The sequence below is a fragment of the Curtobacterium sp. MCBD17_040 genome, from assembly GCF_003234805.2.
Taxonomy (GTDB): domain Bacteria; phylum Actinomycetota; class Actinomycetes; order Actinomycetales; family Microbacteriaceae; genus Curtobacterium.
This window is the reverse complement of the sequence record NZ_CP126273.1, coordinates 580,048-606,500: the sequence shown is the minus strand read 5'-3', so window position 1 is coordinate 606,500 and position 26,453 is coordinate 580,048. Positions and strand designations below refer to the sequence as shown.

Sequence of the window (26,453 nt, the reverse complement as noted above, 5' to 3'; positions counted from 1 at the left end):
GGACGCGCGCCCCGCCTCCCGGCCATGGCCGATGGCCCGATCACCAGGCGACGGCGCCGCTGCGATCGACGAACGTGCCGGTCGGGCCGTCGGCGCCGATCGTGGCCATGGCGACGATCGCGTCGGTGCCTTCCTCCACGGTCTGGTGGCCGGAGTTGCCGTTGAGGTCGGTGGCGGTGTAGCCGGGGTCGACCACGTTGAAGCGCACCTCCGGGATCCACTTGGCGTAGATCGTCGTGAGCATGTTGAGCGCGGCCTTGCTCGCACTGTACGAGAGGGTCGGGATCTGCGCCTCGATCCGGGAGTCGTCGGCGCGGACGGCGAACGAGCCGAGGCCGCTCGAGACGTTCACGACGACGGGTGCCGTGGAACGACGGAGCAGCGGGAGGAACGCGTGGACGACCCGGACGGGGCCGACCGTGTTCGTGTCGAGCACCTGGGCGATCGCGGGCCCGTCCACCTCGTCGAGCGGTGCACGGCCTCCGGCGATACCCGCGTTGTTGACGAGCACGTCGAGGGTGCCGAACCGCTCGGTGAACTCGGTGGCGGCCGTCGCGACGGACTCGTCGGAGGCGACGTCGATGGTGATCCAGTCCACGCCGAGCTCCGCTGCTGCCGATGCACCGCGCTCGGGGTCGCGGGATCCGATGACGACGGTGTGCCCGAGGTCGCGGAGTCGCTGCGCCGCCGTGTACCCGAGTCCCTTGTTGCCGCCGGTGATGAGTGTCGTTGTCATGGCTCCACCGTGCTCCTCCACAGCGGGGGCTACCAGGGAACCGTCAACAGTGTGACCGGCGGTACCACCCAGGGGACCGCGGTCGGTGGGAGCATCGATGCATGACCGAACGAGGCGACTTCGCGACCCTGCTGCGCGCGTGGCGCGACCGGTTGCACCCGGCCGCCGCGGGCCTCCCGGCCGGTGCCGGGCGGCGGGCGACTGGGTTGCGGCGTGAGGAACTCGCGGCCCTGGCCGGGGTGTCGGTCGACTACGTCGTGCGGTTGGAGCAGGGGCGGGCGGACCGGCCGTCGGCGCAGGTCGTCGCCGCGATCGCCCGCGCGCTGCAGGTGTCCGAGGGCGAGCGCGACCAGTTGTACGTGGCGGCCGGGCTCGCCGCTCCGTTACCGACGGTGGTCCCGACGTTCGTGCCACCGAGCGTGCAACGGCTGATCACGCGGATGCCGGACGCCGCCATCGCGGTGTGCAGCGCGGACTGGACGATCCTGACGACCAACGCGGCATGGGACGCGCTGCACGGCGCTCCTCCGGCGAGCGGGCCGGAGCGGAACGTCGTCCGGCGGCACTTCCTCGGCTCGCCGACCCGGCTGCTGCGCGAGGAGGGCGAGACCGAGCGGTTCGAGCAGGCGATCACGTCGGACCTGCGGACGACGACGGTGCGCTACCCGCAGGACCGGCAGCTGCAGGCGCTGATCGACGAACTCGTCGCCGGGAGTCCCCGGTTCGCCGAGCTGTGGGCGCAGGTCGGCGCCGCCCGACACCGGACGGAGCGGAAGACGATCCTGCACCCGACGGTCGGGCCGGTGCTGCTCGACTGCGACGTGCTCAGCGTGTCAGGCGAGGACCTGCACATCGTCACGAACACGGCCGAGCCGGGCACCGAGGACGCCTCGCGGTTCGACCTGATCCGGGCACTCGGGGCGACCGGGGCGGCACCGCTCGACCCCACGGATTCGCCGCTCCTGCCCAGCTGAGTCGCCCAGCGGTCACGGTCCCGGTCGGTAGGGTGATGCGCTGTGCCCGCTGCTCTCCCCGATCCCGACCGCACCCGCCTCGCCGTCCTCGGTCAGCCGATCGACCACTCGCTCTCGCCGACGTTGCACGCCGCGGCGTACCAGGCCCTCGGTCTCGATCTGACGTACGAGCGGCACGAGGTCGGCTCCGGCGAGCTCGAGGCGTTCGTCGGTGACCTGGACAGCTCGTGGCGCGGCCTGAGCCTGACGATGCCGCTCAAGCGCGAGGTCCTGCCCCTGCTCGATCGCACGACACCGCTCGTCGACGAGCTCGGCGTCGCGAACACCCTGCTCCTCCGGACCGAGGCCGGCCGCACCGTGCTCTCGGGGGCGAACACCGACGTCGACGGCATCGTCCGCCCGGTCGAGGCCCTGGGGCACGTGCCGGGTGCCGCGACGATCCTGGGCGGCGGAGCCACCGCGGCGAGCGCCCTGTTCGCGGCACTCCGTCTCGGGGCGTCGTTCGTGCGCGTGTACCTGCGCGACACGACGAAGGCGAGCGAACTCGTGCTGCTCGCGACGCGGCTCGGTGTGACGCTCGAGGTGCACCCGCTGGCAGACCTGACCGATGCTCCCGCGTCGGGGCTCGTCATCTCGACGCTGCCGGGCGGCGCCGCCGACACCCTGCAACTGCACCCGTCAGGCGACGACGCCGTCCTGTTCGACGTCGCGTACGACCCGTGGCCGTCGGTGGTCGCCGAGCGCTGGTCGGCAGCGGGCGGCCGGGTGCTCAACGGGCTCGACATGCTCGTCGAGCAGGCCATCGGTCAGATCCGGTTCTTCACGAGCGGGGACGCCGACCTGCTGCTGCCCGACGAGGCCCGCGTCCGCGATGCCATGCGGGCCTCGGTCGGGCTGTCGGCGATCAGCCCGCAAGCGCCTTCTTGACGGCGTCGATGTTGCTCTGCTGCCAGGCGATGTAGCCCTTGCCGGACGGCAGGGTCTCGGTGACGCCGACGACCGGCACGTGGTTGCTGCGCGCCGCGGACTTGACCTGCTCGGTCTCGGGGCTCGACGTCTGGTCGTTGTAGGCGAGGAGCTTGACGGGGTCCTTGCCGCTGAACAGCTGGAGCGTGTCGTTGAGCGCCGCGGGTGGCACGTCGTCGCCTTCCTCGATCGCCTCCGAGAAGTCCTGCGGGGTGACGTTGCGCAGCCCGATCGCGTCGAACAGGTAACCCGGCACCGGCTCGGTGTAGGCCACGCGGTCGCCGGCGTCCTGCTGCTTGAGCGCTGCCGTCTGCGCTTCGAGGCCCTGGAGCTGCTTGGTGACCCGTGCCGCGTTGGCCCGGAACGACCCCTTGTGCGCGGGCTGCTCCTGGCCGAGCTCGGTCGCCACGCGACTGACGAACCGGACCATGGTCGGGTAGCTGTAGAACACGTGCTCGTTGAAGTCGTCGTCGCCGGCCTTCTGGAGCCCGGACAGCTTGACGACGTCGATGAGGTCGGCCTTGGACTTCGTCGAGTCACGCAGGGTCTCCATGTACGAGTCGTACCCGCCGCCGTTCTCGATGAGCAGGTCCGCATGGGACACGGCGAGCTGGGTGCGGGGCGAGGCCTCGAACGAGTGCGGGTCCTGCGAGGGGTCGGACAGGATGCTCGTCACGTGGACGTGGGAGCCGCCGATCGTCGACACGAGGCCGCCGTACACGTTGGTCGACGCCACGACGTCGATCCGGCCGGAGGACCCGGAGCCACCGGAGGCGGACGACCCGGATCCGGACGTTCCACCCGCCCCTCCGGAACTCGAGCATCCGGTGAGACCGAGAGCGGCGGCGCCGGCGACGGCGGCGAGGGCGATGAGGGCGCGTTGACGCATGAGGGGTGGAGGTCCGTTCCGAGGCCGCTCGACAGGGGCGGGCGGCGGCGACCACGCTGCGCCCGCACCGCGACGCTATTCACTATCGATAATGATTGTCAATTCCGATGCACTGGGGAGGCGCGGCCCGCGCCTCCCCCGCGGCCCGCGCCTCCCCAGCGGCTCACGCCCCGCGGACGGCTCAGGCTCGGCGGTGCGCCCACGCCGCGCGGACGGTTCACGCCCCCCGCACGTCCCGCGCGAACGCGGCCGCCCGCTGCCGGAGGCTGACGATGCGCTCCTGCCGGGCCGCCTCGACGTCGAACCCGAGGTACGCCGGCGGCGGTGGGTTCCGCACGTTGGCGGAACACTGGAAGTCGGCGCAGACGAGCGTGCCGACGGTGTTGCCGTTCCGCCCCGAGGCCCCACTCCGGCGCGCGCTGTAGAACAGCACGTCGTTCGGCAGGCGGACGTCCTGGCACCAGGCGCACTGCGGCCGGGTGCGGGTGCCGCCATCGGCCTGGCGGAACAGGAGGCCGACGAGGGCGTCGCCGTCGGGGACGATCGCGTACGCCCGACGTCCGATCTTCGGGTCGCGCCAGCCGAGGTAGTCGAGCGCGTCCCAGTCGAGGGCGTCGAACCCGGTGGGCAGGGTGATGTCGGAGACCTCCTTCCGCGAGGCGTTCACGAACGCGGCGCGGATGGCCTTCTCGGTGATGGGGAGCATGGGTGTGCCGTTCTCTCAGCCCGGGCGCGCAGGCGCCGGGCAGGTGTCATGGGGAGGAGGGCACAGCGGACGACGGTCACGACGACCGGGATCGATCCACTGCGCCGCCAGCCGGCATCCGCGGAAGCGGGGGCCGGGGCGGCCGTCACCTGACGTCGGCGGATGGACCGCCGGCGACCTCCTGCCATGACGAGTTGCGCACGCTCCCACGCTACCGCGCGCCGGACGTGGGCAGGACGTGCGCGCGCTCCCCGCTCCTCCCGGACAGGCTGAGGAACTCGACCGCTTCCGGTCCCGCAGCCCCGGACCAGTGTGGGGTGCGGGTGTCGAACTCGGCCGCTTCACCGGGACCGAGCACCATGTCCTGGTCGCCGAGCACGAGGCGGAGTCGGCCGGTCAGGACGTACAGCCACTCGTGCCCGGGATGGGTCATGGGCTCGGGCACGGCCGGCGCGACCCGCCCCGGCATGACGTGCTTGAACGCGGTGATCCCGACGGCCCCGCGTCCGAGCGGCAGGATCGTGTGGCCGTGGGCGCGGAACGGTCGGATGTGGATGCGCGGGTCGCCACTCGGTGGCGCTCCGACGAGCTCGTCGAGCGGCACCTGGTACTCGCGGGCGAGCGGGAGGAGCAGCTCGAGTGTGGGACGTCGCCCGCCCGACTCGAGCCGCGACAGCGTGCTCACGGACACCCCGGTGGCGGCGGACACCTGCGCGAGCGTCAGTCCGCGGTTGGTCCGGAGCTTCCGAAGCCGGCCACCGACCGCGTCGAGGGTGCGTTCCCACGTCTCGTCCATGGCCCCAATTTGCCATTCCCGCAAGAACGATTGCCACTTCGGCGAGCACCGCACAAGCTGACGGTCGAACGAGGAGGAACGACATGCCCACACACACTGACCACGACGTCGTCGTCATCGGCGGCGGTGCGGCCGGCCTGAGCGCCGCGACGGCACTGGCGCGCTCGATGCGATCGGTGGTGGTCGTCGACGCGGGCGAGCCCCGGAACGCACGGGCGGCGGCCGCCCACAACGTCCTCGGCCGCGAGGGGACCGCACCGACCGACCTCCTGCGCCTGGCTCGCGCGGACGCCGAGCGCTACGGCGTCCGCATCGCCGTCGGACGAGCGACCGCCGCCGCACGGCAGGGCGACCGCATCGCCGTCAGCCTCGAGGACGGCAGCCGACTCCGCGGCCGCCGTCTCGTCCTGGCGTCGGGCGCGGTCGACGAGCTCCCCGACGTGCCCGGACTGCGCGAGCGCTGGGGGCGCGACGTCGTGCACTGCCCCTACTGCCACGGTTGGGAGGTCCGGGGCCAGCGGATCGGCGTGCTCGGCTCCGGCGCGATGGCCGTCCACCAGGTGCTGCTCTTCCGGCAGCTCAGCGACGACGTGACGCTCTTCCGGCACACGATGCCCGAGCCCTCGGACGAGGAGTGGGAGCGGTTGGCGGCTCGGGGCATCCGCGTCGTCGAGGGGCCGGTCGCTCGGGTGCTCGTCGACGACGACCGGTTGACGGGCGTCGAACTCGACGACGGGCATGTGTTCCCCCTCGACGCGGTGGCCGTGCAGACGCGGGTGGTCGCCCGAGCGGACGTGTTCGAGCACCTCGGCGGCGAGGTCGCCGAGCATCCGAGCGGCATGGGCCGACACGTCCCCGCCGACCCGACCGGTCGGACTGCGCTGCCCGGCGTGTGGGCGGCCGGGAACGTGACGGACATCGGCGCGCAGGTCATGAGCTCCGCCGCCGCGGGCGTGATGGCCGGCGCGGCGGTCAACATGGACTTCATCGAGGAGCAGACGGCCGCGGCGGTGCGAGCGCGGCGGGAGCCGTTCTCGCCCGAGGCCGAGCGCGAGGTCACCGAGCGGGTGCTCGGCGATCGCCGCCACGGGTTCGAGCCGGCGCGGGACTGAGCCTGACGCCAGCGCGGGACCGAGCCTGACGCCAGGGCTGCGCACGCGGACGACGAGTGCGCACGCGGCCGCATGCCCCGTTGTCGTCCGCATGCGCACCCGACCTGCGTCAGCGCCCCATCCCCAGTGCCGCGACGATGCGCTCCCGCCCGAACGCCCACGCCGCCTCGACGTCCCCGCCGAGCTCGAAGCGCCCGTTGAGTTCCATGCCGACGAACCCCACGACCCAGGCCGTGAGGGTCCGCGCCGCCTCGAGCGCGTGCTCCTCGCCGGCGAGCTCGCCCCCGAACCGCACCACGGCGACACTGGCCGCAGCGCCGAACTCCGGCCGGGCAGCGGAGACGCCCGCGCCCGGCGTCATGACGAGCTGGAACGCAGCGGGCCGCTCGTGCCCGAACGCCCGGAACACGTCGGCGACCTCGGCGGCAGTGGTGGCGGACTCCATCCGCCCCGCGAGGTCCGACAGGGTCGCCTCGGCCACGAGCTGGACAAGGTGGTCGCGGCTCGACACCCGCTTGTACAAGGAGGGCGCCCGCACCCCGACCCGCAGCGCGACGGACTGCATGGTGAGACCGGCCAGCCCGTCGTGCTCGAGCAGGTCACGGGCGGCGGTCACGATCGCGTCGAGGGAGGTGCGTTCCGGGGTGGGCATGTCCATCAGCATAGCTATTGACGGTAGCCATCATGGCTAAGTACAGTAGCCATCATGGAACTGGCACCGAACCTCCACCGCATCGGCAACGACATCGTCGCCGCGTACCTCGTCGTGGCGCCCGAGGGCATCACCGTCATCGACGCCGGCCTCCCCGGGTCGTGGCACGACCTGGTCGCCGAACTCGCCTCGATGGGTCGCTCGCTCGAGGACGTGCGCGGCGTCGTCCTGACCCACGGCGACTCCGACCACGTCGGGTTCGCCGAACGCCTGCGCCGTGAGCGCGGCGTCCCCGTGTACGTCCACGCCGCCGATGCTGCGCGCGCCAAGGGCGGCGACAAGCCGAAGGCCGGCAAGCAGTCGATGCGCCTCGGCCCCCTGCTCGGATTCGTGGGCTACTCGATGCGCAAGGGCGGGCTCCGGACGAACTGGCTCACCGAGGTGGTCGAGGTGCACGGCGGCGAGACCCTCGACCTCCCCGGCGCCCCGCGGATCATCAGCACCCCGGGGCACTCGCCGGGCAGCATCGCCGTGTTCGTCGCGGCCGTCGACGCCGTGTTCGTCGGCGACGGCCTGACGACCCGGCATGTCCTCACCGGCCGCACGGGTCCCGCGCCCGCGCCGTTCACCGACGAGCCCGAGCAGGCGGTCCGGTCGCTCCGCGCCCTGGTCGACACGAACGCCCGCTGGGTGCTCCCCGGTCACGGCGCCCCGTGGAGCGGCGGCGTCGCCGCGGCGGTCCAGGCCGTCGAGCGCGCCGCCTGACCCCCTGCCGGGAGGGACCGACGACCGGGAGGGGCCCGGCCACCGGGAGGCACCGGCGACCGGGAGGAACCGGCGTCAGCTCGTCACACCGTCCACGTAGAACCAGCGCCCGGCCTCGCGCACGAACGCGCTGTCCTCGTGCAGCTCGCCCCGCTCCGAGGGCGTCCGCCACCACGCGCGGAACTCGACGGTCCCGCTCGTGTCGAACGGGCCTCCCGAGCTGGTCCCGAGGACGTCGAGTCGCGTCCACCGCATCATCGGGTCGAGCTCGAGGCTCGTCGGCCGCGTCCGCGGGTGCCACGACGTCAACAGGTACTCCGGCATGGTGAGCGCGAACGCCGTGAACCGCGAGCGCATGAGCCGCTCGGCCGTGGGCGCGGCCGCTCCCGCGTGCAGGGGCCGCAGCACTCCGCGTACGGATTGCCGCTCAGGCAGGGGCATCGTTCCGCTGACATGTCCTCAGCGTAGGACCGCGACGCCGGCTCGCCACCGGCCCGGGAGGCCCGGCCCCTCCCCGCCGCACGCGTGACGTCCGCATCGACCCCACCACCGGCCCGGGAGGACCGCCGCACCCCGCGACCGCGTTTACGGTTGGTCCATGAGCACTCCCCTGACGATCCGACGCGCCACGCTCGAGGACGCCGCGACCGTCGCGGACCTCGTCGAACGTGCCTACCGCGGCGAGGCGAGCCGCGAGGGCTGGACGAGTGAGGTCGACGTCATCGGCGGTCGCCGTACCGACACGGAGCAGATCCGCGCGCTCATCGCTGCGCCCGACTCGGTCGTGTTCGTCGGCGTCGACGAGGGCCGGATCATCGCGACCTGCCAGGTCCAGCGGCATGGCCCGGGCCTCGCCTACTTCGGCACCTTCGCGGTCGAGCCGACGATCCAGGGCAGGGGCCTGGGACGACGGATGATGGAGGCCGCCGCCGAGCACGCCCGCACGACGTTCGATGCCGCCGCGCTCGAGATCACGGTCGTCGCGCAGCAGTCGGCACTCATCGCCTGGTACCGACGCCTCGGGTTCGTGCCGACCGGCGCGACCCGGCCGTTCCCAGCCGAGGCCTGGGGCGCGACGCCGCTCGTGCCGGACGTGCACTTCGTCGTGATGCGGAAGCCGCTGAGCGACCGCGATGAGGTCGACACCGAGGACGTGGACCGGGTCGGCTGACACGAGCAGCCCGTCCGATCAGGGACAATGGCTCACGCGACGGATGAGACCGCCGCACGATCCCGCCCCGAGGAGGCGCCGTGCCCCGACTGACGATGGACGAGCTCGAGGGTTGGATCTCGGAGTTCCGGGCGGGGTCGTCGCACCTGCTTTCGAGCCCGCAGGCGGTCGACATGTCGTGGGACCAGGCGACCATCGACACCGCGCTCATCGTCATGCACCTGGAGACCAGTGGCACCGAGGTCTACCTGCAGCGCGAGATCGGTGTCTCGCCGGAGTGGACGGTGACGTTCGAGCGCCGTGAGAACGACGCCCGGGTCTCGGCCGAGCAGGTGCTGACCCTGGCGGCCGAGGTGAGCGCGATCGGCCACCTGTGCTCCTACCTGACGCTCAAGACGTCGGAGCACCTGCAGCGGCACGCGGCAGCGCAGTAGCCCACGGACGACGGAGGCCGCCGCGGGTGATCAGCATCACCCACGGCGGCCTCCAGGTCGCCGATCGCCGCGTCAGCGGAGACGCAGGTGGCGGCGGCGTCGGTACCCGATGAGCGCGACGATCCCGCCGAGCCCGAGCAGGCCGATGCCCGTGATCGCAGCGGGTCGGGCGTCCGAGCCGGTGTAGGCGAGGGCGTTCGCCCCGGTGCCGTCACCGCCACGGTCGCCGGTCAGCAGCGCAGCGCCGGTGCCTGCACCGGTCGCGCCGGTCCCGGTGGCCGCCGCAGCCACGTAGCGGAAGCCCGTGGCGCCGCTCGTGCCACCGGTCGTCGTGACGGTGATCGTCGCGGCTCCCGGGTCGCAGGCCGGCGTCGTGAACACCAGCCGGGTGCCGGCAGCGTTCACCGTCACGTCCGCAGCGGGGATGGTCGTCCCGCAGATCGTGACGCTGGTCCCGCCGGGCACGAAGCCGGTTCCGCTCACGGTGACCGTCGTGCCTCCCGTCGTCGATCCCTGCCCGGGGTCGGTGCCCGTGACGGTGGGTGCGGCGCGGTAGGTGTAGCCGTCATCGTCACGGGCTGCACCGGCCGGGTCGGTCAGGACGACGTCGACCGGCCCGGCCGCACCGGCGGGCGTGGTGACGGTGACGCTGGTGTCGGTCGGCGTGCCCACGATCGTCGCCGGGACGCCACCGAACGTGACGCCGGTGACATCACCGAGCCCGGTACCCGAGACGACCACGGTCTGGCCGCCGGAGGTCGGACCGGACGCGGGGGTCACACCGGTGATCGTCGGCGCACCGGCGGTGACGTAGAGGAACTGGTCCGGCGCGGCGACCGTCGTGCCACCGGGGAACCCGACGACGACGTCGGCGAGGCCGGCACCCGGCGGCGTCGTGACGACGATCTGCGTGCCGTCAGCGGAGACGGAGCGGACGGTGCCGGCCGTTCCGCCGAACGTGACGCCGGTCGCGTTCTGGAGGCCCGTTCCCCTGATGGTGACGGACGTCCCGCCCGCAGCGGGGCCCTGGTCCGGCGTGATCCCGGTCACGGTCGGCGCGACGTACGTGTAGCCGAGCCGCGCGGTCCCGTTCGGGTCGCTGACGACCACGGTGGTCGGGCCCGCGGCGGCGACCGGCGTGACGGCGGTCAGGGAGTTCCCGTCGGCGGCGACCTGGACGTTCGTCGCCCGGGTCCCGCCGAAGGTCACGGTGGTGTCGGGCGTGAACCCGGTGCCGGTGATGGTGACCGTCTGGCCTCCGGTGGTCGGTCCGGTCGCGGGCGTGATCCGGGTCGCGGTGACCGGGGTCGGCGCGGTGGGCGTCTCGCAGGTCGCGTTCGCGAGGACGACCGTCGCGACGGTCTCGTTGACCAGCGGAACACCGGCGACGGTGCCGTTCAGCGTCGCGACCACGCGAACGGCCGTGCCCGTCGCGGTGGTCCCGGTGGTCGTCTGGACGCGGCTCGCCTGGACCGTCAGGGTCGCACCGGCGAGCGCGCCGGTGAGGTCCGCGCTCACCGTCGCGGTCGGCGTGGCGGCGTTCAGTGTCACCGCACGGCCGAGCAGGTCGAGGTTGGTGAGGTCGACCGCGCTCGTCGGCGTCCCGCCGACCGGGCACGTCGCCGTCGCGGTCGCCGCGTCCGCGGTGAGCACACGCTGCCCGAACAGCACCACGTTCGCACCCGCGATCCGCGAGGACGCGGTGGACCGCGTCGCGTTGCTGCTCGCCGACGTCGTCACCGCCCCGACGGTGATGTCCGCGGCCGCGACATCGGCCAGCGTCGAGCCGTCCGTGTCGGTGAAGGCGCGGTCACCTGATCCCGTGACCGCGACGTCACCGACGGCCGCGTTGACGTCCAGCGCAGCCACGCCTGCGACATCCGCGTCCGCGACGGCACTGATGCCGACCGCCGACGCATCCCCCGGTGCCGCTGACGCCGGTCCTGCGACGACGAGGGCACCCCCAACCACCAGTCCCGCGGACAATCCGACCGCGGACAACCGCATTCCCACGCTCCGTCGCATGGCGCCCCCTTCACGAGCTGTTCTGCCTGCGCACGCTAGGCCCGGGGGTGGCGGGTACGTTCGCTCCAACACTGGGGTTTGACAACCACTCACGAACAGGAGTACGACGTCCCGGCACGTGGAACGCCCGGCCCCCGCATCGGGGACCGGGCGTTCGGTGCTGCTCGCCGACGATCAGTCGACGAGCGAGAGCGTGACCTCGACGTTGCCGCGCGTCGCGTTCGAGTACGGGCACACCTGGTGCGCGGCCTCGGCGACCTCCTGCCGACGGTCCGCCGGCACGTTCGGGGCGTAGATGTCGAGCTCGACGGCCAGGCCGAACCCGCCCTCGCCGTTGTCGCCGATGCTCACGCTGGCCGACACGGAGGCGTCGGTGGTGTCGACGCCGAGCCGCTTGCCGACCAGGTGGTAGGCGCCGAGGAAGCAGGCCGAGTACCCGGCGGCGAACAGCTGCTCGGGGTTGGTGCCCTCGCCGTTGCCACCCATCTCCGTGGGCGGGCGGGTGTCGAAGTCGAGGCGGTCGTCCTCGCTCCGGACGTGTCCGTCGCGACCGCCGCCCGTGGCGTGGGCGATCGCGGTGTACGTGATGTCAAGGGTCATGCACCCCACCTCACACCACGGGACTGGACGGTCGCTGACGTGTATCCGGTGGACGCACACCGCAAGGAGCGGCCACGATGTGATGATGAGCAGCGTTGCCCAGTTCAGTTCGTCCGCCGATGCCTTCGTGGCCGTCGTCGCACAGGTCCCCCACGACGCGTGGGAGCGACCGGCACTGGGCGAGTGGACCGTGCGGAGCCTGGTCGGGCACACCACGCGCGCGCTCCTGACGGTCGAGCAGTACCTGCACCTCGAGCCACCGGCCGAGGTGACGATCCCGACCGCCGCGCTGTACTACGCCACGGTCTACGAGCAGTTCACGGACTCGAACGCCGTGACGCAGCGCGGGATCGCTGCGGGGATCTGGCTCGGGGACGAGCAGCTCCTGCGGATCACGGACGCCCTGGCCCGCGCGAAGGCCGCGATCGAGGCGGCTCCCCCGGACCGTGCCGTGTCGATCGGCGGGATGGGGATCCCGCTCGAGGAGTACCTGCGCACGCGGGTGTTCGAGCTCGTCGTGCACACGATCGACCTCGCACGCGCGATCGAGGTGCCGTGCGCGCCCCCGCCGGACGCGGTGGAGTCGTGCGCGGTCCTGGCCGTGTCGGCCGGCAACGCGCGCGGTGACGGCGAGGCGGTCCTCCTGGCCCTGACCGGGCGCGGGTCGCTCCCGGACGGGTTCTCGGTGGTCTGACCGCGCCGGAACCGCGCGCTCCGGGTGCCGCGGGGACACGACCGGGAGGCCCGACCCGGCGACTCAGCGTCGGCCCTCGGCCGATCCGTGGGACGGCTCCCGGTCCTCCCGGCTGTCGCGGCGGAGCACGAGCGACAGGGCCGCACCGAGCAGTCCGGCGACGATGAGCACGATCGGCACGGAGATCGGTGTGTGCGTCGGCGACGCGATGACGAGCAGCACCAGCCCGAGCACGACGAACCCGATGGAGGCGATGAGCACGTTCCGGCGCGTCGCACGACGGGCGTTGGCCCGGTTCGGTGCGGCGAGCAGGTCGGGATCGTGGAGGACACCGCCGTCGCCCGGCCGCGCCACCGACACGGCGGATGCCTGCGCGGTCCGAGGGGCGGGGGAAGCGAGGAGCCCCGCGATCGACGGACCGCTCGGGGCGAGTTCGGCGTCGAGGTCGTCGTCGTCTTCCTCGGGCACGGGGACGACGAGCGCGGCCTCGCGGGCGTGGCCGGCCTCGGCGCGCTCGGATTCCTCGCGGATGGCGATGGCGCGCTCGGCCTCGGCCGCCTGCTCCGCCTCGTCGAGGTGGTGCGCTGGGGGACGACGGACGTCGGGGTGTTCGTTGGTCACGAGGCGGGTACCTCTCGAGATCGTGGACGGCACGTCGGGGTCCGCGCCGGTACCAGCACATCAGGAACGTGCCGGATGCGCGAGCATATGACACCGATCTGGTAGCGCGCTGCCCTTGTCCGGTGAGCGCGCCCAGACTCGAGCACACTGGCTGCGCTCGGGCACACTGGTCGCATGTGTGGCCGATTCGTCGTCTCCGACACCACCGCTGACCTGTTGCCCGAGCTCGTGGGTGAGCTCGCGTCCCGCACCGAGCACGTCGACGAGGACACGGGCGTCGTCAGCACCGGACTCGTCGAGAACTACAACATCGCCCCGACGGACGACGTGCAGGCGGTCCGGCAGTTCCGCGGCGAGCGGGCGATGCCCGACGTGCACTGGGGGTTCGTGCCGTCGTGGGCCAAGGACTTCCGGAAGCAGCGGCCCCAGCCGATCAACGCCCGGATCGAGACCGTCGCGACCTCGGGCATGTTCCGCACGGCGTTCGCGGGCCACCGCTGCATCGTCCCGGCGCAGGGGTACTACGAGTGGGTCCTGACCGAGACCGGCAAGGAGCCCCACTACATCCACCAGCCCGACGGCGCCCTGGCGATGGCCGGCGTCGTGAGCGCCTGGCCGGACCCGACCAAGCCCGAGGGCGACCCGGACAAGTGGCGCCTGTCGATGGCGATCATCACCCGCGACGCCCACGTCGCCCCCGGCGAGGTCCACGACCGCATGCCCGCGTTCCTGACCCCGGACAGCTACGACGCCTGGCTCGACGACACCCTGTCGCCCGACCAGCTCCTGGCGCTGCTCGACCGCGGATCGCACGAGGTCGCGCACGACCTGGTGCAGTACGAGGTCTCCCGCGCGGTGAACAGCGTGCGGAACGCCGGGCCGCAGCTCATCGAGCCGGTCGCGTAGCCCACCGTCACCGGGTGAGCGCCACCACCACGAGCACCACGACCACCACCGCGAGCGCGGCGACGAGCGTCCACTGCCACCAGCGGAACTTGGCGCGGCCGTTCGAGCCGCGCGGGCGGATGGGTGAGCTGGGTCGTGAGCGCGGTCTGGCGGACATGCGCGAACCCTAGGCGCGATGCATGTGCGCACGCCGGTCCGGGGAGACGGAACCGTTCAGGCCGCGGTGGGGGCGCCTCCAGGATGGGCCGTCGACCGCCCGGTAGCGTTGCTCGGCATGACAGCACGACGCCCGTTCGTGGTGGGGGCCGCCGCCGTGCTCCTGGTCGTGTACGTACTCGCCAGTGGCGCGTTCGTGCTCATCGGCGGTGCCGCCCGGCAGCGGCTCGAAGCCGACGCGGTCCGCGTCCTGCTCGCCGTGCAGTCGGTCGGGCACGGGACGCTCCAGCTCGACCGCGGGTTCGTCGCCGCGATGGCCGTGTCGCTCGTCGTGGCGCCGCTGCCGATCGCCGCCCGGGTGCTCCTGCCCCGCCTGGGTGCCCGCGCCGCGTGGGCCCTGGCCGCCGTGGTCGTCCTGCTCGTCGTCGTGCTGGGTGCCGCGCTGCGGCTGCTGTCCGGCACCAACGCGATCTCCGTGGCGCTGGGCTGCGTCGTCGGCCTGGCGTTCGGGGTCCTCGTGGACCTGGCGGCACGGTCGCTCGCCGCCCTGCGCGGCCACGAGACCGAGGGGCCCACGGGCCGGAGCCGATGGATCGCCCTCGCCCTGATGGTCCTGTACGTCGTGGCCGTCATGCTCATCGCGTTCCACGGCTCCCCCGTCGACGCCGGCAGTGACGGGTTCCTGTTCCGGGTGCTCGACTGGTTACACCGGCACGGGACACCGCAGTGGATCGGCTACGCCGCCGTCGAGTTCACGGCGAACATCGTGTACTTCGTGCCGCTCGGGATCCTCGTCGCCCTGCTCATCGGCGTCCGGCGCTGGTGGCTCCCGGTGGCCATCGGGTTCGTGGCGAGTGCGTTCATCGAGGTCGTGCAGTCGGTGCTCCTGCCCGAGCGGACCGGCTCCGTCGACGACGTCCTGTCGAACACGGCCGGGGCGTTGCTCGGGACCCTGGTGGGCATCGTCGTCCTGGCACGGTTGCGGCGGCGGGCGGGTGCGCGGCAGCTCGGCTGAAGCACCGGGCGCGCGCCTCCGCCTGCGTTCGACGGCGTCGGTCCGCCGTCCCGGAACGACGAAGCCCCCGAGCCAGCAGGCTCGGGGGCTTCGGCGTGGTGCTGGGTGTCAGACGTTCTTGCGCTGACGACGCGTGGCCGCCGTGACGCCGACGAGCGCGCCACCGAGGACGACCGCGCCACCGGCGCTCCAGACCAGGAGGGTCGGGACGGTCGAACCCGTGAAGGCAAGGCCGGTGCCGGTGCTGGTCGCGGTGACCGTGGCGCCCGTGCCCGTGGCGGCCGCCGGAACGACGGTGAGGGCCGTGGTCGCGATGTTGCCGGACGTGACACCGGTCGCGGTGACCTCGTAGGTGCCCGAGGCACCGCGGGGCAGCGTGATGGGAGCGTTGAGCGAGCCGGTTGCGGACGCCTGGCGGACCGCGGTGACGGTCTGCGTCGGCAGCGCGCCGATCGTGACGGCACCAGCACCCGTGACGGAGATGGTGACGTTCTCCGAGTCGGCGAACGAGCCCGGCGCGAAGTTGATGATGGTCGTACCACCGGCGACGACAGAGCCCGACACACTGACGTTGCTGGCGGGCACGTAGCCCTCGGCGTTGGCGGCCATCGGAGCGGCCATGACGGCTGCGCCGGCGAGCACCAGCGCCGCGATTGTCTTCTTCATGAGTGATCCCCTAGTTCGAACGCGACGGCGGCCTGACCTCTCGCAGGACGCTCGATTAGCGAAGTTCCATCAAACTATCGGCTTTCACAGGTGACGTCCACGGGTCGTGTAACAGTTTGGTGAACGCCCGGGGTCGATTCCGCCGCGACCGTGTGGCCCGCTGCCGCCTTCGGCCCGAGGAACTGCACCGTCAGCGTGGTGCTTTGCCCTGGTGAGAGCAGAGTTGGGATCTGCACCACCGGGTACGTGCCGTCGAGCGCAGTCTGGGGGCTGGCCGCCTTGCCGTCCTGTGACGCGCTCAGGAACACCCCCGTTCTGGGGGCGTAGATCGCGACGTTCGTTCCGACGTTGCCCGGCGACACGCCGAAGTCCCCACCACCGGTCACATACCGGGGAAGGCTCGTGGCGGCGTCCGCTGGCGCCGTGTTCTTCAGGGTGACCTGCACGGTCCAGGTCGGGCGACCATCGGCGCGGCAGACCTTGCTCCCCACGGCGATCTGCTTCGTGAGGTAGTAGTCCATCTTCGCGCCGGTGGCGTCGTTGAGGTAGACGCCGAAGCGAGCGTTGGCCTGCGTCGACACAGGAAGGCCCCCGGCTGCGCTCGTGCCGACGATCCTGCTCTGCTCGGTCCCACGCGAACTCCACACCATGATGCGACGCTCTGCTGCTCCTCTCGACAGCGCAGTCACCAGTTTGGCGGGATCTGCGGAGCCAGAGGTCACGGCGTTGAACACCGAGCTGGCAGCGGACGCGAAGAACGCGTCCTGCATCGCGGGGTCCGAGTAGCGCGCATACACCTGACTCAGCAGGACGGCGACCGCGTTATCCGACGTGAGCGTGTCACCAGTTGCGAGCTTCACTGGGCCCGTTGCGTTCAAGAGGTAGCCCAACGTGACCGGGTCGATGGACACGACACCGTCGACCTTCTGCCCGAACCGCTGCTGCCAGAACGCTGAGGCGAGTTTCGCGGTGGTCGCGAAGCGGGGCGTGAGCGTGGTGTCGAGCATGTACTGCCCGGTGATGGCGCCGTACAGCCCTTGTGTTTCGGTCGTCAACGGCAGGACCGGCTGGTCCACTCGCGGGAAGCTCGCACCTGACGCCTGTTGCGTCAGCGAGATCTTGCCGTCGTCCGCGTGGAGCAGCACGACGGACCCGGCGATGCCTCCACCGGCACGCAGCTCCGCGTTGTTCTCGACGAGGAGCAGGTAGTTCCGCGCCCCGTCGGTCCCGAGCATCGACGGCGCCAGGTCGATCACCCGTCGCGCGACGTCCGCCTCGTGGTCGACAGGAGCGAGGGTGTTGACGAGCTGATCGACGCGTTTGTCGACCACGGACAGCGTGTCCGTCGTGTCGATCGCACGAGCCTCCTCGAGCGCTCGGTGCAGATTCACCGCCGCGCGGTCGACACTCGGCCGCGCCGACGCGATCGCCGCAACGTCGATCCGCCCGTCCTTCGGCCGGAACGCAGTCGTGTTCACCTTGCCGAGAGCCCTGATCGCGGGACGGACGGAACCGTCCGCGACGGTTGCGACAACATTCGATATCTGCCGAACCGCACGCAGGTCCGGCCCCACCAACGGAACGACTTCGGCCGTTCGCCAGATCGGGTCCGACGTCAGCGACCTGGCGCCGTCTGCCCGGTCCTGGAACTCGCCCGCCGTGCGGCGCGCACCGTCGCTGTTGGCGTCGGCGATCTGCGCTCGGAGCGCTGCGACGTGTGTGACCGACGACTGCAGGTCCCGCACGGCGAGCAAACCACGGATACCGACCCAAGCGACGACGAAGACGATCACCGCCACCACCGTGAGGACGATCCACGTCACGACTCGCCGGCGCGTCATCGACCGAGCTTCGACCGTGCTGTCCGTCACGTGATCACTCCCGCAGGTTCGACTCGTTCTCGCGGAACCACTCAACAGTCGTCCGGAGACCGTCCTCGAGCGAGATCTGGGCGGTCCACCCGGCGTCGCGGAGCTTCGAAACGTCGAGCAGTTTCTGCGGGGTCCCGTCCGGCTTCGTCGTGTCCCACTCGGTGTCCCCCTCGTAGCCGACGACGCGTGCGATCGTGTCGGCGATCTCACGAATGGTGACGTCCGCCCCGGTGCCGACGTTGACCTGCTCGGGACCGTCGTAGTGCTCCATGAGGTGGAGCACGGCGGCGGCCATGTCGTCCACGTGCAGGAACTCTCGACGGGGGGAACCAGTCCCCCAGTTGGTGACCGACCGACTGCCGCTCCGAGCTGCTTCCTCGTATCGGCGGATGAGCGCGGGCAACACATGCGAGCCGGCCGGCGAGAAGTTGTCGCCGGGTCCGTAGAGATTCGTCGGCATGGCGGAGATCCACGGGAGTCCGTACTGTCGCCGAACGGCCTGCACCTGCATGATGCCCGCGATCTTCGCGATCGCATACGCGTCGTTCGTCGGCTCGAGGTAGCCGGTGAGCAATGCGTCCTCGGTGATGGGCTGCGGCGCGTACTTCGGGTAGATGCAGGAGGAACCGAGGAAGGCCAGGCGTTCCACACCGACCTCACGGGCCGCGTCCATCACGTTGACTTGGATCTGAAGATTCTCGCTCAGGAAGTCGACGGGGTAGGTGTTGTTCGCCATGATCCCACCGACCTTCGCCGCGGCGAGTACGACGTACCTCGGTTCGGTGCTCCGGAAGAAATCGAACACCGCCGACCGGTCACGCAGATCGAGCTCCCCCGACGAGCGCCCGACCAGCGCGGTGAAACCCTGACCCTCGAGCTGTCGCCACACCGCGGAGCCCACCAAACCCCGGTGCCCGGCGACGTAGAACGTGCTGTCGCGGTCGAGTGCTCCAGGCGAGAATTCGACCTCGTCGTGCGCGCCCGTCGCCGCGGTCTTCGTCACTTCGCCGTCCCCCAACTCTCCAGCCGGACGGAGTCGATCCACGGCCGCCCGGCGCACTCCAGCGCTTCGATGTCCGCATCCACCATGATCCGCGCGAGCTGCGCCGTGTCGACGGTCGCCTCCCACCCCAGCTTCGCCTTGGCTTTCGAGGCGTCACCCACCAGGGCATCGACTTCGGAGGGACGCAGGTACCGTTCGTCGAACCGGACGTGCTCCTCCCAGTCGAGGCCAGCGTGTTCGAACGCAGTGACCAGGAAGTCGCGGACCGTGAAGTTCCCACCGGTGGCCAGCACGTAGTCGTCGGGCTCGTCCGCCTGCAGCATCCGCCACATGCCCTCGACGTACTCCGCGGCGTATCCCCAGTCTCGCACCGCGTCCAGGTTCCCCAGGTACACGTGCTCCTGCCGACCGGCCTTGATGGCGGCGACGGCACGGGTGATCTTGCGGGTCACGAAGGTCTCTCCTCGTCGGGGCGACTCGTGGTTGAAGAGGATCCCGTTCACCGCGTACATCCCGTACGCCTCGCGGTAGTTGCGGGTCACCCAGTAGCTGTAGACCTTGGCGGCACCGTACGGGGACCGCGGCCAGAACGGTGTCTCCTCGTTCTGCGGCGGTGGTGTCGCTCCGAACATCTCCGACGAGGAAGCCTGGTAGAAGCGCGTGTGGATGCCCGACATCCGCACGGCCTCGAGCATGCGCATCGAACCCACGCCGGTCGTGTCGCCGGTGTGCTCCGGCTCGTCGAACGAGACGCGGACGTGCGACTGCGCGGCGAGGTTGTACACCTCGTCGGGCCGCAACTCGCCGAGCAGACTGACGAGCCGAGCGCCGTCACTCAGATCCCCGTAGTGCAGGAACAGTCGGGCCGACGGGTCATGCGGATCGACGTAGAGGTGGTCGATTCGCGACGTGTTGAACGTCGATGCTCGACGAATCAACCCGTGCACCTCATACCCCTTCCGGAGCAGCAACTCCGCGAGATACGACCCGTCCTGCCCGGTGATGCCAGTGATGAAGGCGCGCTTGGTCACTCGTTCCCCTGTGCCTGACGACCACGATCGACTTGCTAGTGAAGCGCGTCTGATCCGGCCTGCGTGGTGCTCGGAGCGCGCCGAGGGACGAGCCGAGCCAGAAGTCGAGCATATCTGTCCAACGCGCCGTCTTCCGAAAGGTACTGGTCACGGAACTGGAGACCGGCTGCACCGATGCGCTGCGCCAGATCGCGGTCCTGTCCCACATGCATGAGAGCCTCGAGGAGCATTTTTGGATCAGCGGCAGGCACAGTCAAGCCTCCCGCGGCGCGCACCTCACTTTCCGTGACGCTGCCCGTGCCCGTTGCAGCCACTACCGGGCGCCCGGTCGAGAAGTAGGAAGTGAGCTTGCTGGGCACGGCCATACCCGCGACGCCTGGCAGCTCGTTGACCAGAAGGACGTCCGCGCTCGCTAACAATGGCTGAAACTGCGCGTCCGACACCGGTTTCATGAACTCGAGCCGACGCACCCCTTGCGAAGCACGAACAAGCTCATCGCGACGATTACCGTCGCCCATCAGGACGAAGCGGATGGGCAGGCTCTTCTCGTCAGCCATCCGTGCCGCGAGGATGACGTTCTCAAGACCCTGCTTGGCCCCCATGTTCCCGGCATGCAGGGCGATTATCTCGTCATCTGCCCATCCAAAACGCGCCCGGATCGATGGGCGGTCTACTGCGGTCGGCTCCGGGAGGTGGGTCCAATTCCGCACCACATCCACCTGAGAGCGAGGTACGCCGAGCCGGTTCACAACGTGATCAGCGAACCGATCGTGGATCACGACGACAGAATCCGAGTTCCTCAACAGCGCTGACTCGATTGCTGAAACGACTCGAGCCGCGACGGAGCCGCCCTGAGCCGTCTCGACAACGCCTAGAGAGTAGAGGTCCTGCACCCACGTGATCACGGTCGTCTTGGGGTTCATCAACCTCGCGCGGAGCAGTGCCAGACCGCTTGCGAACATGGCGGGAGACACAAGCACGAGCAGGTCGGGCCGCCCCCAACGACTCACCAGGACTCGGATACCGAAGGACATCTCGGACAACAGACGCTTCCCCACAGTGGGCCTCCGGGGCACGTAATGCCGACGGCGGTCAACGCGGACAGCGTCTCGAGTCTCGCTCGTAGACCACGGCGGCGAGAGGGGGTCGAACCGCCATTGCGGATAGTGCGGGAACGTGGTCACGACGCGGACACGGCTGCCCCGCGCGGCCATCCCCCTCGCGAAGGAAGCAGTATAGGGAGCAATCCCCGTCGTCTCCGGGGCATAATTGAGCCCCAGCACCAAGATCCGCTGCGCTCGCCCCACGGCATGACCCTAACAGCGTGAGACGTCAGGAGCTCCTCGACACAGTTCGCCACCCGCTCCACGGAGTACAACTGCCGCGAGAGCCAGGTGCCCGAAGGATCGCTGTAGCCTAGGCCCGGACAGTCAGGGGGCAATTCCGATGCAAACCCGACCGGCAGGGGCCGAAGGACACGACCCGGGTCACGTCATACCTCTGGCGCTCGCGCCTGGTGAGCGCCAGGCATGGGGCGGGAAGCGGTCCCAGGTCTACCTCTGGGCTGTCGTTGAACTGCTCCTCGTCTCGAACGCCTGGCAGGTCTCGTCGCGCCTCCGCGTTTGGGCGCTTCGACGGTTCGGCGCAGACGTCGGGCGTGGAGTGGTATTCCGGCCTCGCACACGGGTCAAATTCCCCTGGAAGTTGACAATCGGTGACAACTGCTGGATCGGAGAAGGCGTCTGGTTCCACAATCAAGATGCGATCCAGGTGGGTCATGACGTCGTCATCTCCCAGGAGACCTTCCTCACGACGGGAAGCCATTCACACCGGAAGGACATGGCACTCGTAACGAGTCCGATCTTGATCGAACCCGGGGCGTGGGTCACGGCCCGTTGCATCGTACTCGGCGGCACGCGCATCGGGCGCAATGCGCTCGTGACACCCGGCACCGTCGTACGCGGCGATGTGCCGAGCAACGCGAAAGTGGGCTCAGGACCAATGGAGTACCTCGGAGAACGATTCGGAGGCAGCCAATGAGCCCTTCACCCACTGGCCTCTCGCCCGAGCACGAAGCACGGATTCCTCTTTCCGTCGTGATCATTGCCAAGGACGAAGAACTCGGGATTGGTCGAGTGCTGCAACGGCTCGACGATTTCGACCAGGTGGTCGTAGTCGACTCGCACAGCACGGATCGCACTCGGGAAATCGCCGAATCATTCGGAGCAGACGTGGTCCTGTTTGCCTGGGATGGCACCTACCCGAAAAAGAAACAGTGGAGCCTCGAGCAGCGGGTGCTCAAACATCGCTGGGTTCTGCTCTTGGATGCTGACGAATACCCCGCGCAGGCCCTGATCGACGAGCTCCGATCATTAGCCCCTCGCCTGGGCGACATGACCGACTTCGGCGCATACGACCTGACGCTTTTGTACAAGTTCGCGGGTAGGTTCTTGAAGAACGGCCACCGCGTCACGAAGCGTTCTCTTGTCGATCGGTATGCCTGCAAGTTCCCCGAGATCGGCGACCTCGAAGCGCCTGGCATCCGGGAAGTCGAAGGTCACTACCAGCCCCAGACGAGCAAGAAGGTCGGACGACTCGACAATCCGATCTGCCACGACGATCAGGATCCTCTGAGCAGCTGGTTCGAACGGCACAACCGGTACTCCGACTGGGAGGCGTACCTGAACCAGCACCGCTCACTGAAACACGAGATTGCCCTGAAGCGGTCGTGGAAAGGCCGCATGTTCGACAGAGTGCCGTTCAAACCCTTGCTTTTCTTCCTTTACGCATACGTGCTACGGCTTGGATTTCGGGACGGTCGCCCAGGATTCGATTATGCCTTCGCCCTTGCTTCGTACTACTGGCAGATCGGGATCAAGACTCGCGAGCTCCGTGACCGAACCCGCGGGGCTTAGGGTGCGGGTAGTCCATGTCATCCCCTCGGTGGCCCGTCGAGATGGTGGTCCTTCGGAAGTGATTCGAGGTCTCTTGACACCCCTCACAGCGGCAGGTCTATCCATTAGGGTCATCACAACGGACAAGGGCCTAGACCAGCGAGACGACGACCTACGGCACCACGCAAACATCGAGATCCACCGTGTGCGACGCCCGATCGGGTGGAGCTACTCTCCAAGCGCGATCAGCGGGATCGTACGCGCCGTTCGCGCGGCGGACATCGTTCATGTTCACAGCCTGCACACCTTCACCTCGACCGTGGCGCTCTGGGCGGCCGCGGCGCTCCGGAGGAGGGTGGTCGTTCAGCCGCATGGATCGCTTGACGCATACCACTGGAATCAGTCGAGGCTCAAGAAAGCGCTGTACTCGGCATTCATCGACGGGTACGCCCTGCGTCGAGCTGCTGCGCTCATCGTGAGCAGCGATTACGAGGCTGCAACCCGCGCACCGCGCTGGTCTCGCCGCATGAGAGCAGTGTCTGTCCCGCTCGCCGTCGATGACCGTCTGTTTCAACTCGAACGCGCGCAGTCTACGTCCGCGACACGGCCGGCTGTGTTGTTCCTGGGGCGAGTCACCACGAAGAAACGGATCGATCTCGTTCTCGACGCGTTTCGATTGCTGACGGAACGGGGCATCGACGCCGATCTCATTGTTGCTGGCCCCATCGATCCGAGCCTGCCGTACGACCCGATAGGCCTCGCGGAGTCGGCTGGATTGAGCGAGCGGACGCGATTCATCGGCACTGTCGATGCCGATCGAAGGTTGCGTCTCCTTCTGGAAGCAGCCGTTTTTGTCCTGCCGAGCGATGATGAAAGCTTCGGCGTTTCAGTTGCTGAAGCCATGGCAGCAGCGTGTGCCACGGTGACGACAGCAACCGTCGGGATCGCGGCCCCGGCGCAGGCAGCGGAAGCGCTCATCATCGCTGAGCAGACTCCCCGGAGCATCGCTGATTGCCTCGCCCGGCTGCTCGAGGATCCCAGCCTCTCCCAGGAGATGGGTGACCGGGGCCGCCGATACGCGCAAGCACATTTCACCTGGGATCGCGCAGCGTCCACTCTTGTCTCGTTGTACCAAGAGACGGGCCAGCCGGAAGAAAGATGAAGATTCTCCTTACCCAGCCGTACGTACCGGCCTATCGCGTTCCGCTGTTCCAAGCACTTCGTCGCGAACTGCGTCAGTGCGACGCGGAGCTGATAGTTGCTGCCGGCTCCCCCGCTGGGGATCAGGCTCGCCGATCGGACAGGGCCGAGCAGGATTGGGTCCTCGCCATGCGTGAGCGCGTGCTCCGTATCGGGTCCGGACGGGAGATTCGCCTCCGGGCGCTGCCGAGGGGGATACGTCTCGCCGACATCGACGCGGTCGTGACTGAGCTCGACCCAACGAACTTGCTGGCCTGGTCGATCCGTGTTCGCCATCCGCGGACACCGCTGGTCCTGTGGGGACACGGGAAGTCCTTCGTGCGCCGAAATCAACCTCTCGTCGACGTGGCTCGAAACGCGCTGGTTCACGCCGCCACGATGACGATGACCTACACGCCGGCCGGACGCGAGCACTTGTTGCGATCAGCACGGCTAGCCGGTCAGCGAGTCGTGGCGGTCGGGAACAGCACTGACACCTTGACGCTGCGACGGGCATCGGAGAGCCTCACTGATGAAGACCGTCGAACTGCGGTTGCGCTCGTGGGAGAGGGCCCCCGCGCATTGTTCGTCGGCGGCCTCGATCCCTCCAAGCGAATCTCTGATCTCCTGGCGGCCGCGGGCGTGGCACACGCCGACGACCCATCGTTCAAGCTGGTCGTCGTCGGCCGCGGGGCCCTTCAAAGTCTCGTTGAAGACGCCGCTACCTCAGGGGCAGTCGTGCACGTTCCGGAGGCGCGCGGCAGAGAACTCGCAGCGATCGCGGAACTGTGTGATTCGGTGTGGATGCCCGGCCGTGTTGGATTGGTTGCAGTAGATGCGCTGGCGCTGGGACTTCCGGTCATGACAACGCATCACGCCTTCCATGCGCCGGAACTGGATCTCCTCAGACGCGAAGAAGTCAATTTTTTGAAATCGGATCCCGCTTCGTTTGCACGAGAGGCTCGCGATTCGGCGCGTCAGGGCCACCCAGTGAGGAGTCTTGCTGACCTTCCCACCGTCGAGAAGGTGGCAACTACAATGGCCACTACTATCCTGGCCTCAATCGATCGGGCGAATCGGTGACTTGTTGAAGGCGCGCGCACGATCGCGCAGCGTCACACGCCTGAGGTAGCCGAACGCGCCACTCTCCCCGCTCGGGAGGGTGGCGCGATCTCGTCGTTCCCGAGCGACATCGGCAAGCAAGCGAACAGGGCATGCGTTTGCGGTTGCAGCGCGACGAGAAGCAGCGCTTCGTTCTGGCTTGTTCTCAGGGGCGGTGTCTGCGAACCTGAGAGCCGACATAGGGGGCCAGATGGATCAGGTCGTGCGGAGCCGCGTTCAGGGGTGGGATGTTCTGCGCGGAGTTGCTGTCGGCCTCGTCTTGCTCCGGCATGCATGGCCAAGCATCTTCGGCGGTGCGGGCATCGTGGGGGTCGTCATGTTCTTCACCCTCAGCGGGTATCTGATCACCGGAATCCTGTGGCGCGACCTCGAGCGGTTCGGCCGGATCCGCTACGGGCACTTCTACCGCAATAGGGCGATCAGGCTGGTCCCGTCCCTGATCGTGGTCACGGTCGCAGTCGGCACAGTTGCCGCTCTGTTCAACCTGCTCGACGACCGTGGCAGCTTAGTCAGAACCGCTGCGGTGGCGATCACGTACACCGCGGATCTGCCGTTCGATCACGGAAGTGCGGCGATCGAGCACTTGTGGACCTTGGCGACCGAGGAGCAGTTCTATCTCGTGTGGCCGGTGCTGCTCGTCGTCGCCTTCCGGCTGCAACGTGTGCGGACGATGCTGATTGTGTCCGCAGGAGCGATCTACCTCGTATTAGGGGGCGGAGGCTGCGCATGTTTTGGTTCCTTCGAGGAGAGCTTCGGGTGACCCGAGCATAGGGATTCTCGGAGCGAGTCGAACACCCCTCAACATGGTGTCGTTACCGAACCGGTACTAGTCCACGGATTGGTGCTTCGCGGCGGTGCGCCACACCCAGCACTGCCGCTGACTGCCGACATCCCCCCACTGCACGAGCACCGCGTCGGAGGACGCCTCGAGCGCGACCGCCTCGACTCGGGCGAGCCGAGTCGGCGTCCGCACCCCAGCATGCACCGGCAGCGGCGGCTGATATGGGACCAGTCGACGTGTTCGCGAACCTTCCGTCGTTCCTAGTCGGCATCGTCGCGCTCCGCACCGTAGAAGGCGATCGACGCCTCAGCATCCTGCTGTTCGCCCCAACTGCTCTTCTGAGCGGAATCTACTTCGACTGGGGCGCGGCGTTGGCTGCCGCTGTGGGCCTCGCTATCGTCCTCGTCACACTCATGTGGCACCCGCTCGGTCTCGCTGGCGAAGCCATGCGGGCGCTGCGTTGCGCCCCTTACCCGCTTCACCTCCTCCACCAGAACCTTGGGTACATCCTCCTGCTCCACCTGCACGCCGAAGGAGTGCCCAGATGGGCTGCGGTGTCACTCACGGTCCTGTTCGCCCTCGCGCCTGCGTTCGCGTTCACACGATGGATCGACGTCCCTTTGCGCAGCGCGGTTCAGCGGGCGCTGCGACGGCGGTATCGGCGCCGGGGGTCTCGCGACCTCTATCC

28 protein-coding genes and 1 pseudogene are annotated in these 26,453 nt (G+C 69.4%); 13 read left to right on the top strand and 16 right to left on the bottom strand.

The window, feature by feature from the left end; translation table 11 throughout:
- Positions 1-40: 40 nt before the first annotated feature.
- Positions 41-736: an SDR family NAD(P)-dependent oxidoreductase gene (locus DEI94_RS02945; protein WP_111012305.1), complete on the bottom strand. Its 696-nt coding sequence runs from the start codon at positions 734-736 to the stop codon at positions 41-43.
- A 101-nt stretch (positions 737-837) separates the two neighbouring features.
- Here DEI94_RS02945 and DEI94_RS02940 point away from each other — a divergent pair, with 101 nt between their 5' ends.
- Together DEI94_RS02940 and DEI94_RS02935 are read left to right on the top strand one after the other, a co-directional pair.
- Positions 838-1,710, top strand: a complete 873-nt coding sequence (locus tag DEI94_RS02940) for a helix-turn-helix transcriptional regulator (protein ID WP_111027208.1) — start codon at positions 838-840, stop codon at positions 1,708-1,710.
- A gap of 42 nt (positions 1,711-1,752) precedes the next feature.
- Positions 1,753-2,637 carry a shikimate dehydrogenase gene (locus DEI94_RS02935; protein WP_111027207.1) on the top strand — a complete coding sequence of 295 codons (885 nt, stop codon included), beginning with the start codon at positions 1,753-1,755 and terminating at the stop codon, positions 2,635-2,637.
- Here the strand turns inward: DEI94_RS02935 and DEI94_RS02930 are convergent.
- The 3 genes from DEI94_RS02930 to DEI94_RS02920 all read right to left on the bottom strand — a co-directional run bounded on the left by DEI94_RS02930 (position 2,615) and on the right by DEI94_RS02920 (position 5,067).
- Positions 2,615-3,565, bottom strand: coding sequence for a metal ABC transporter solute-binding protein, Zn/Mn family (locus tag DEI94_RS02930; RefSeq protein WP_111027206.1), 951 nt, complete (start codon positions 3,563-3,565; stop codon positions 2,615-2,617). The two genes, DEI94_RS02935 and DEI94_RS02930, sit on opposite strands and share 23 nt — an antisense overlap.
- A gap of 217 nt (positions 3,566-3,782) precedes the next feature.
- The gene (locus DEI94_RS02925) at positions 3,783-4,271 is read right to left on the bottom strand and encodes an FBP domain-containing protein (RefSeq protein WP_111027205.1); all 489 of its coding nucleotides are present in this window, start codon (positions 4,269-4,271) and stop codon (positions 3,783-3,785) included.
- A 211-nt stretch (positions 4,272-4,482) separates the two neighbouring features.
- The gene (locus DEI94_RS02920) at positions 4,483-5,067 is read right to left on the bottom strand and encodes a helix-turn-helix domain-containing protein (protein WP_111011277.1); all 585 of its coding nucleotides are present in this window, start codon (positions 5,065-5,067) and stop codon (positions 4,483-4,485) included.
- Positions 5,068-5,150: 83 nt separating this feature from the next.
- On the opposite strand from DEI94_RS02920, the gene DEI94_RS02915 reads away from it, so the two are divergent.
- The gene (locus tag DEI94_RS02915) at positions 5,151-6,179 is read left to right on the top strand and encodes an NAD(P)/FAD-dependent oxidoreductase (protein WP_111027204.1); all 1,029 of its coding nucleotides are present in this window, start codon (positions 5,151-5,153) and stop codon (positions 6,177-6,179) included.
- 109 nt (positions 6,180-6,288) lie between these two features.
- Here the strand turns inward: DEI94_RS02915 and DEI94_RS02910 are convergent, their stop codons facing one another.
- Positions 6,289-6,831, bottom strand: coding sequence for a TetR/AcrR family transcriptional regulator (locus DEI94_RS02910; protein ID WP_111027226.1), 543 nt, complete (start codon positions 6,829-6,831; stop codon positions 6,289-6,291).
- A 54-nt stretch (positions 6,832-6,885) separates the two neighbouring features.
- Between DEI94_RS02910 and DEI94_RS02905 the strand changes: the two genes are divergently transcribed.
- The gene (locus DEI94_RS02905; RefSeq protein ID WP_111027203.1) at positions 6,886-7,596 is read left to right on the top strand and encodes an MBL fold metallo-hydrolase; all 711 of its coding nucleotides are present in this window, start codon (positions 6,886-6,888) and stop codon (positions 7,594-7,596) included.
- 75 nt (positions 7,597-7,671) lie between these two features.
- Here the strand turns inward: DEI94_RS02905 and DEI94_RS02900 are convergent.
- A pseudogene (locus tag DEI94_RS02900) lies at positions 7,672-8,051 on the bottom strand (YchJ family protein).
- Positions 8,052-8,194: 143 nt separating this feature from the next.
- Between DEI94_RS02900 and DEI94_RS02895 the strand changes: the two are divergent.
- Positions 8,195-8,767, top strand: coding sequence for a GNAT family N-acetyltransferase (locus tag DEI94_RS02895; protein WP_111027202.1), 573 nt, complete (start codon positions 8,195-8,197; stop codon positions 8,765-8,767).
- Between the two features lie 80 nt (positions 8,768-8,847).
- Positions 8,848-9,201 carry a hypothetical protein gene (locus tag DEI94_RS02890; protein ID WP_111048921.1) on the top strand — a complete coding sequence of 118 codons (354 nt, stop codon included), beginning with the start codon at positions 8,848-8,850 and terminating at the stop codon, positions 9,199-9,201.
- Positions 9,202-9,273: 72 nt separating this feature from the next.
- Here the strand turns inward: DEI94_RS02890 and DEI94_RS02885 are convergent, their stop codons facing one another.
- Both DEI94_RS02885 and DEI94_RS02880 read right to left on the bottom strand, forming a co-directional pair.
- Entirely contained in the window at positions 9,274-11,070 is a 1,797-nt protein-coding gene (locus DEI94_RS02885; protein ID WP_181441844.1) for an IPT/TIG domain-containing protein, read from the bottom strand.
- A gap of 330 nt (positions 11,071-11,400) precedes the next feature.
- Positions 11,401-11,826 carry an organic hydroperoxide resistance protein gene (locus tag DEI94_RS02880; RefSeq protein ID WP_111011329.1) on the bottom strand — a complete coding sequence of 142 codons (426 nt, stop codon included), beginning with the start codon at positions 11,824-11,826 and terminating at the stop codon, positions 11,401-11,403.
- An 85-nt stretch (positions 11,827-11,911) separates the two neighbouring features.
- On the opposite strand from DEI94_RS02880, the gene DEI94_RS02875 reads away from it, so the two are divergent.
- Entirely contained in the window at positions 11,912-12,520 is a 609-nt protein-coding gene (locus DEI94_RS02875) for a maleylpyruvate isomerase family mycothiol-dependent enzyme (RefSeq protein ID WP_181434613.1), read from the top strand.
- A gap of 63 nt (positions 12,521-12,583) precedes the next feature.
- Here the strand turns inward: DEI94_RS02875 and DEI94_RS02870 are convergent, their stop codons facing one another.
- A complete protein-coding gene (locus DEI94_RS02870; RefSeq protein WP_111027199.1) occupies positions 12,584-13,141 on the bottom strand; it encodes a DUF3040 domain-containing protein in 558 nt (185 codons plus the stop codon).
- Positions 13,142-13,315: 174 nt separating this feature from the next.
- Between DEI94_RS02870 and DEI94_RS02865 the strand changes: the two genes are divergently transcribed.
- Positions 13,316-14,047 carry an SOS response-associated peptidase gene (locus DEI94_RS02865; protein ID WP_111027198.1) on the top strand — a complete coding sequence of 244 codons (732 nt, stop codon included), beginning with the start codon at positions 13,316-13,318 and terminating at the stop codon, positions 14,045-14,047.
- A 7-nt stretch (positions 14,048-14,054) separates the two neighbouring features.
- Here the strand turns inward: DEI94_RS02865 and DEI94_RS02860 are convergent, their stop codons facing one another.
- Complete coding sequence (locus DEI94_RS02860; RefSeq protein ID WP_181434611.1) at positions 14,055-14,204, bottom strand: hypothetical protein; 150 nt, start codon at positions 14,202-14,204, stop codon at positions 14,055-14,057.
- Between the two features lie 117 nt (positions 14,205-14,321).
- Here DEI94_RS02860 and DEI94_RS02855 point away from each other — a divergent pair, with 117 nt between their 5' ends.
- Positions 14,322-15,218 carry a VanZ family protein gene (locus DEI94_RS02855; protein WP_146249518.1) on the top strand — a complete coding sequence of 299 codons (897 nt, stop codon included), beginning with the start codon at positions 14,322-14,324 and terminating at the stop codon, positions 15,216-15,218.
- A 108-nt stretch (positions 15,219-15,326) separates the two neighbouring features.
- On the opposite strand, the gene DEI94_RS02850 is transcribed toward DEI94_RS02855, so the two are convergent.
- The 5 genes from DEI94_RS02850 to DEI94_RS02830 form a co-directional block, all read right to left on the bottom strand.
- Positions 15,327-15,884, bottom strand: a complete 558-nt coding sequence (locus DEI94_RS02850; RefSeq protein ID WP_111027196.1) for a sortase — start codon at positions 15,882-15,884, stop codon at positions 15,327-15,329.
- Positions 15,885-15,958: 74 nt separating this feature from the next.
- Positions 15,959-17,725, bottom strand: a complete 1,767-nt coding sequence (locus DEI94_RS02845) for a DUF4012 domain-containing protein (protein ID WP_146249517.1) — start codon at positions 17,723-17,725, stop codon at positions 15,959-15,961.
- 34 nt (positions 17,726-17,759) lie between these two features.
- A complete protein-coding gene (locus DEI94_RS02840; RefSeq protein ID WP_111011293.1) occupies positions 17,760-18,758 on the bottom strand; it encodes a GDP-L-fucose synthase family protein in 999 nt (332 codons plus the stop codon).
- A complete protein-coding gene (gmd, locus tag DEI94_RS02835; protein ID WP_111011294.1) occupies positions 18,755-19,789 on the bottom strand; it encodes a GDP-mannose 4,6-dehydratase in 1,035 nt (344 codons plus the stop codon). The genes DEI94_RS02840 and gmd overlap by 4 nt, the downstream gene beginning before the upstream one ends.
- A gap of 35 nt (positions 19,790-19,824) precedes the next feature.
- A complete protein-coding gene (locus DEI94_RS02830) occupies positions 19,825-21,072 on the bottom strand; it encodes a glycosyltransferase (protein WP_258378044.1) in 1,248 nt (415 codons plus the stop codon).
- 813 nt (positions 21,073-21,885) lie between these two features.
- Between DEI94_RS02830 and DEI94_RS02820 the strand changes: the two genes are divergently transcribed.
- The 4 genes from DEI94_RS02820 (at position 21,886) to DEI94_RS02805 (ending at position 25,744) form a co-directional block, all read left to right on the top strand.
- Entirely contained in the window at positions 21,886-22,704 is an 819-nt protein-coding gene (locus tag DEI94_RS02820; protein ID WP_258378042.1) for a glycosyltransferase family 2 protein, read from the top strand.
- A complete protein-coding gene (locus tag DEI94_RS02815; RefSeq protein ID WP_111027193.1) occupies positions 22,625-23,845 on the top strand; it encodes a glycosyltransferase in 1,221 nt (406 codons plus the stop codon). The genes DEI94_RS02820 and DEI94_RS02815 overlap by 80 nt, the downstream gene beginning before the upstream one ends.
- Positions 23,842-24,945 (top strand): glycosyltransferase, encoded by a 1,104-nt coding sequence (locus DEI94_RS02810; protein WP_111027192.1) that lies wholly within the window; start codon positions 23,842-23,844, stop codon positions 24,943-24,945. The genes DEI94_RS02815 and DEI94_RS02810 overlap by 4 nt, the downstream gene beginning before the upstream one ends.
- Before the next feature lie 229 nt (positions 24,946-25,174).
- Positions 25,175-25,744 (top strand): acyltransferase family protein, encoded by a 570-nt coding sequence (locus DEI94_RS02805; RefSeq protein WP_111027191.1) that lies wholly within the window; start codon positions 25,175-25,177, stop codon positions 25,742-25,744.
- Positions 25,745-26,025: 281 nt separating this feature from the next.
- Here DEI94_RS02805 and DEI94_RS02800 read toward each other — a convergent pair whose 3' ends face one another.
- Positions 26,026-26,292 carry a hypothetical protein gene (locus DEI94_RS02800; RefSeq protein WP_146244107.1) on the bottom strand — a complete coding sequence of 89 codons (267 nt, stop codon included), beginning with the start codon at positions 26,290-26,292 and terminating at the stop codon, positions 26,026-26,028.
- Between the last annotated feature and the right edge of the window lie 161 nt (positions 26,293-26,453).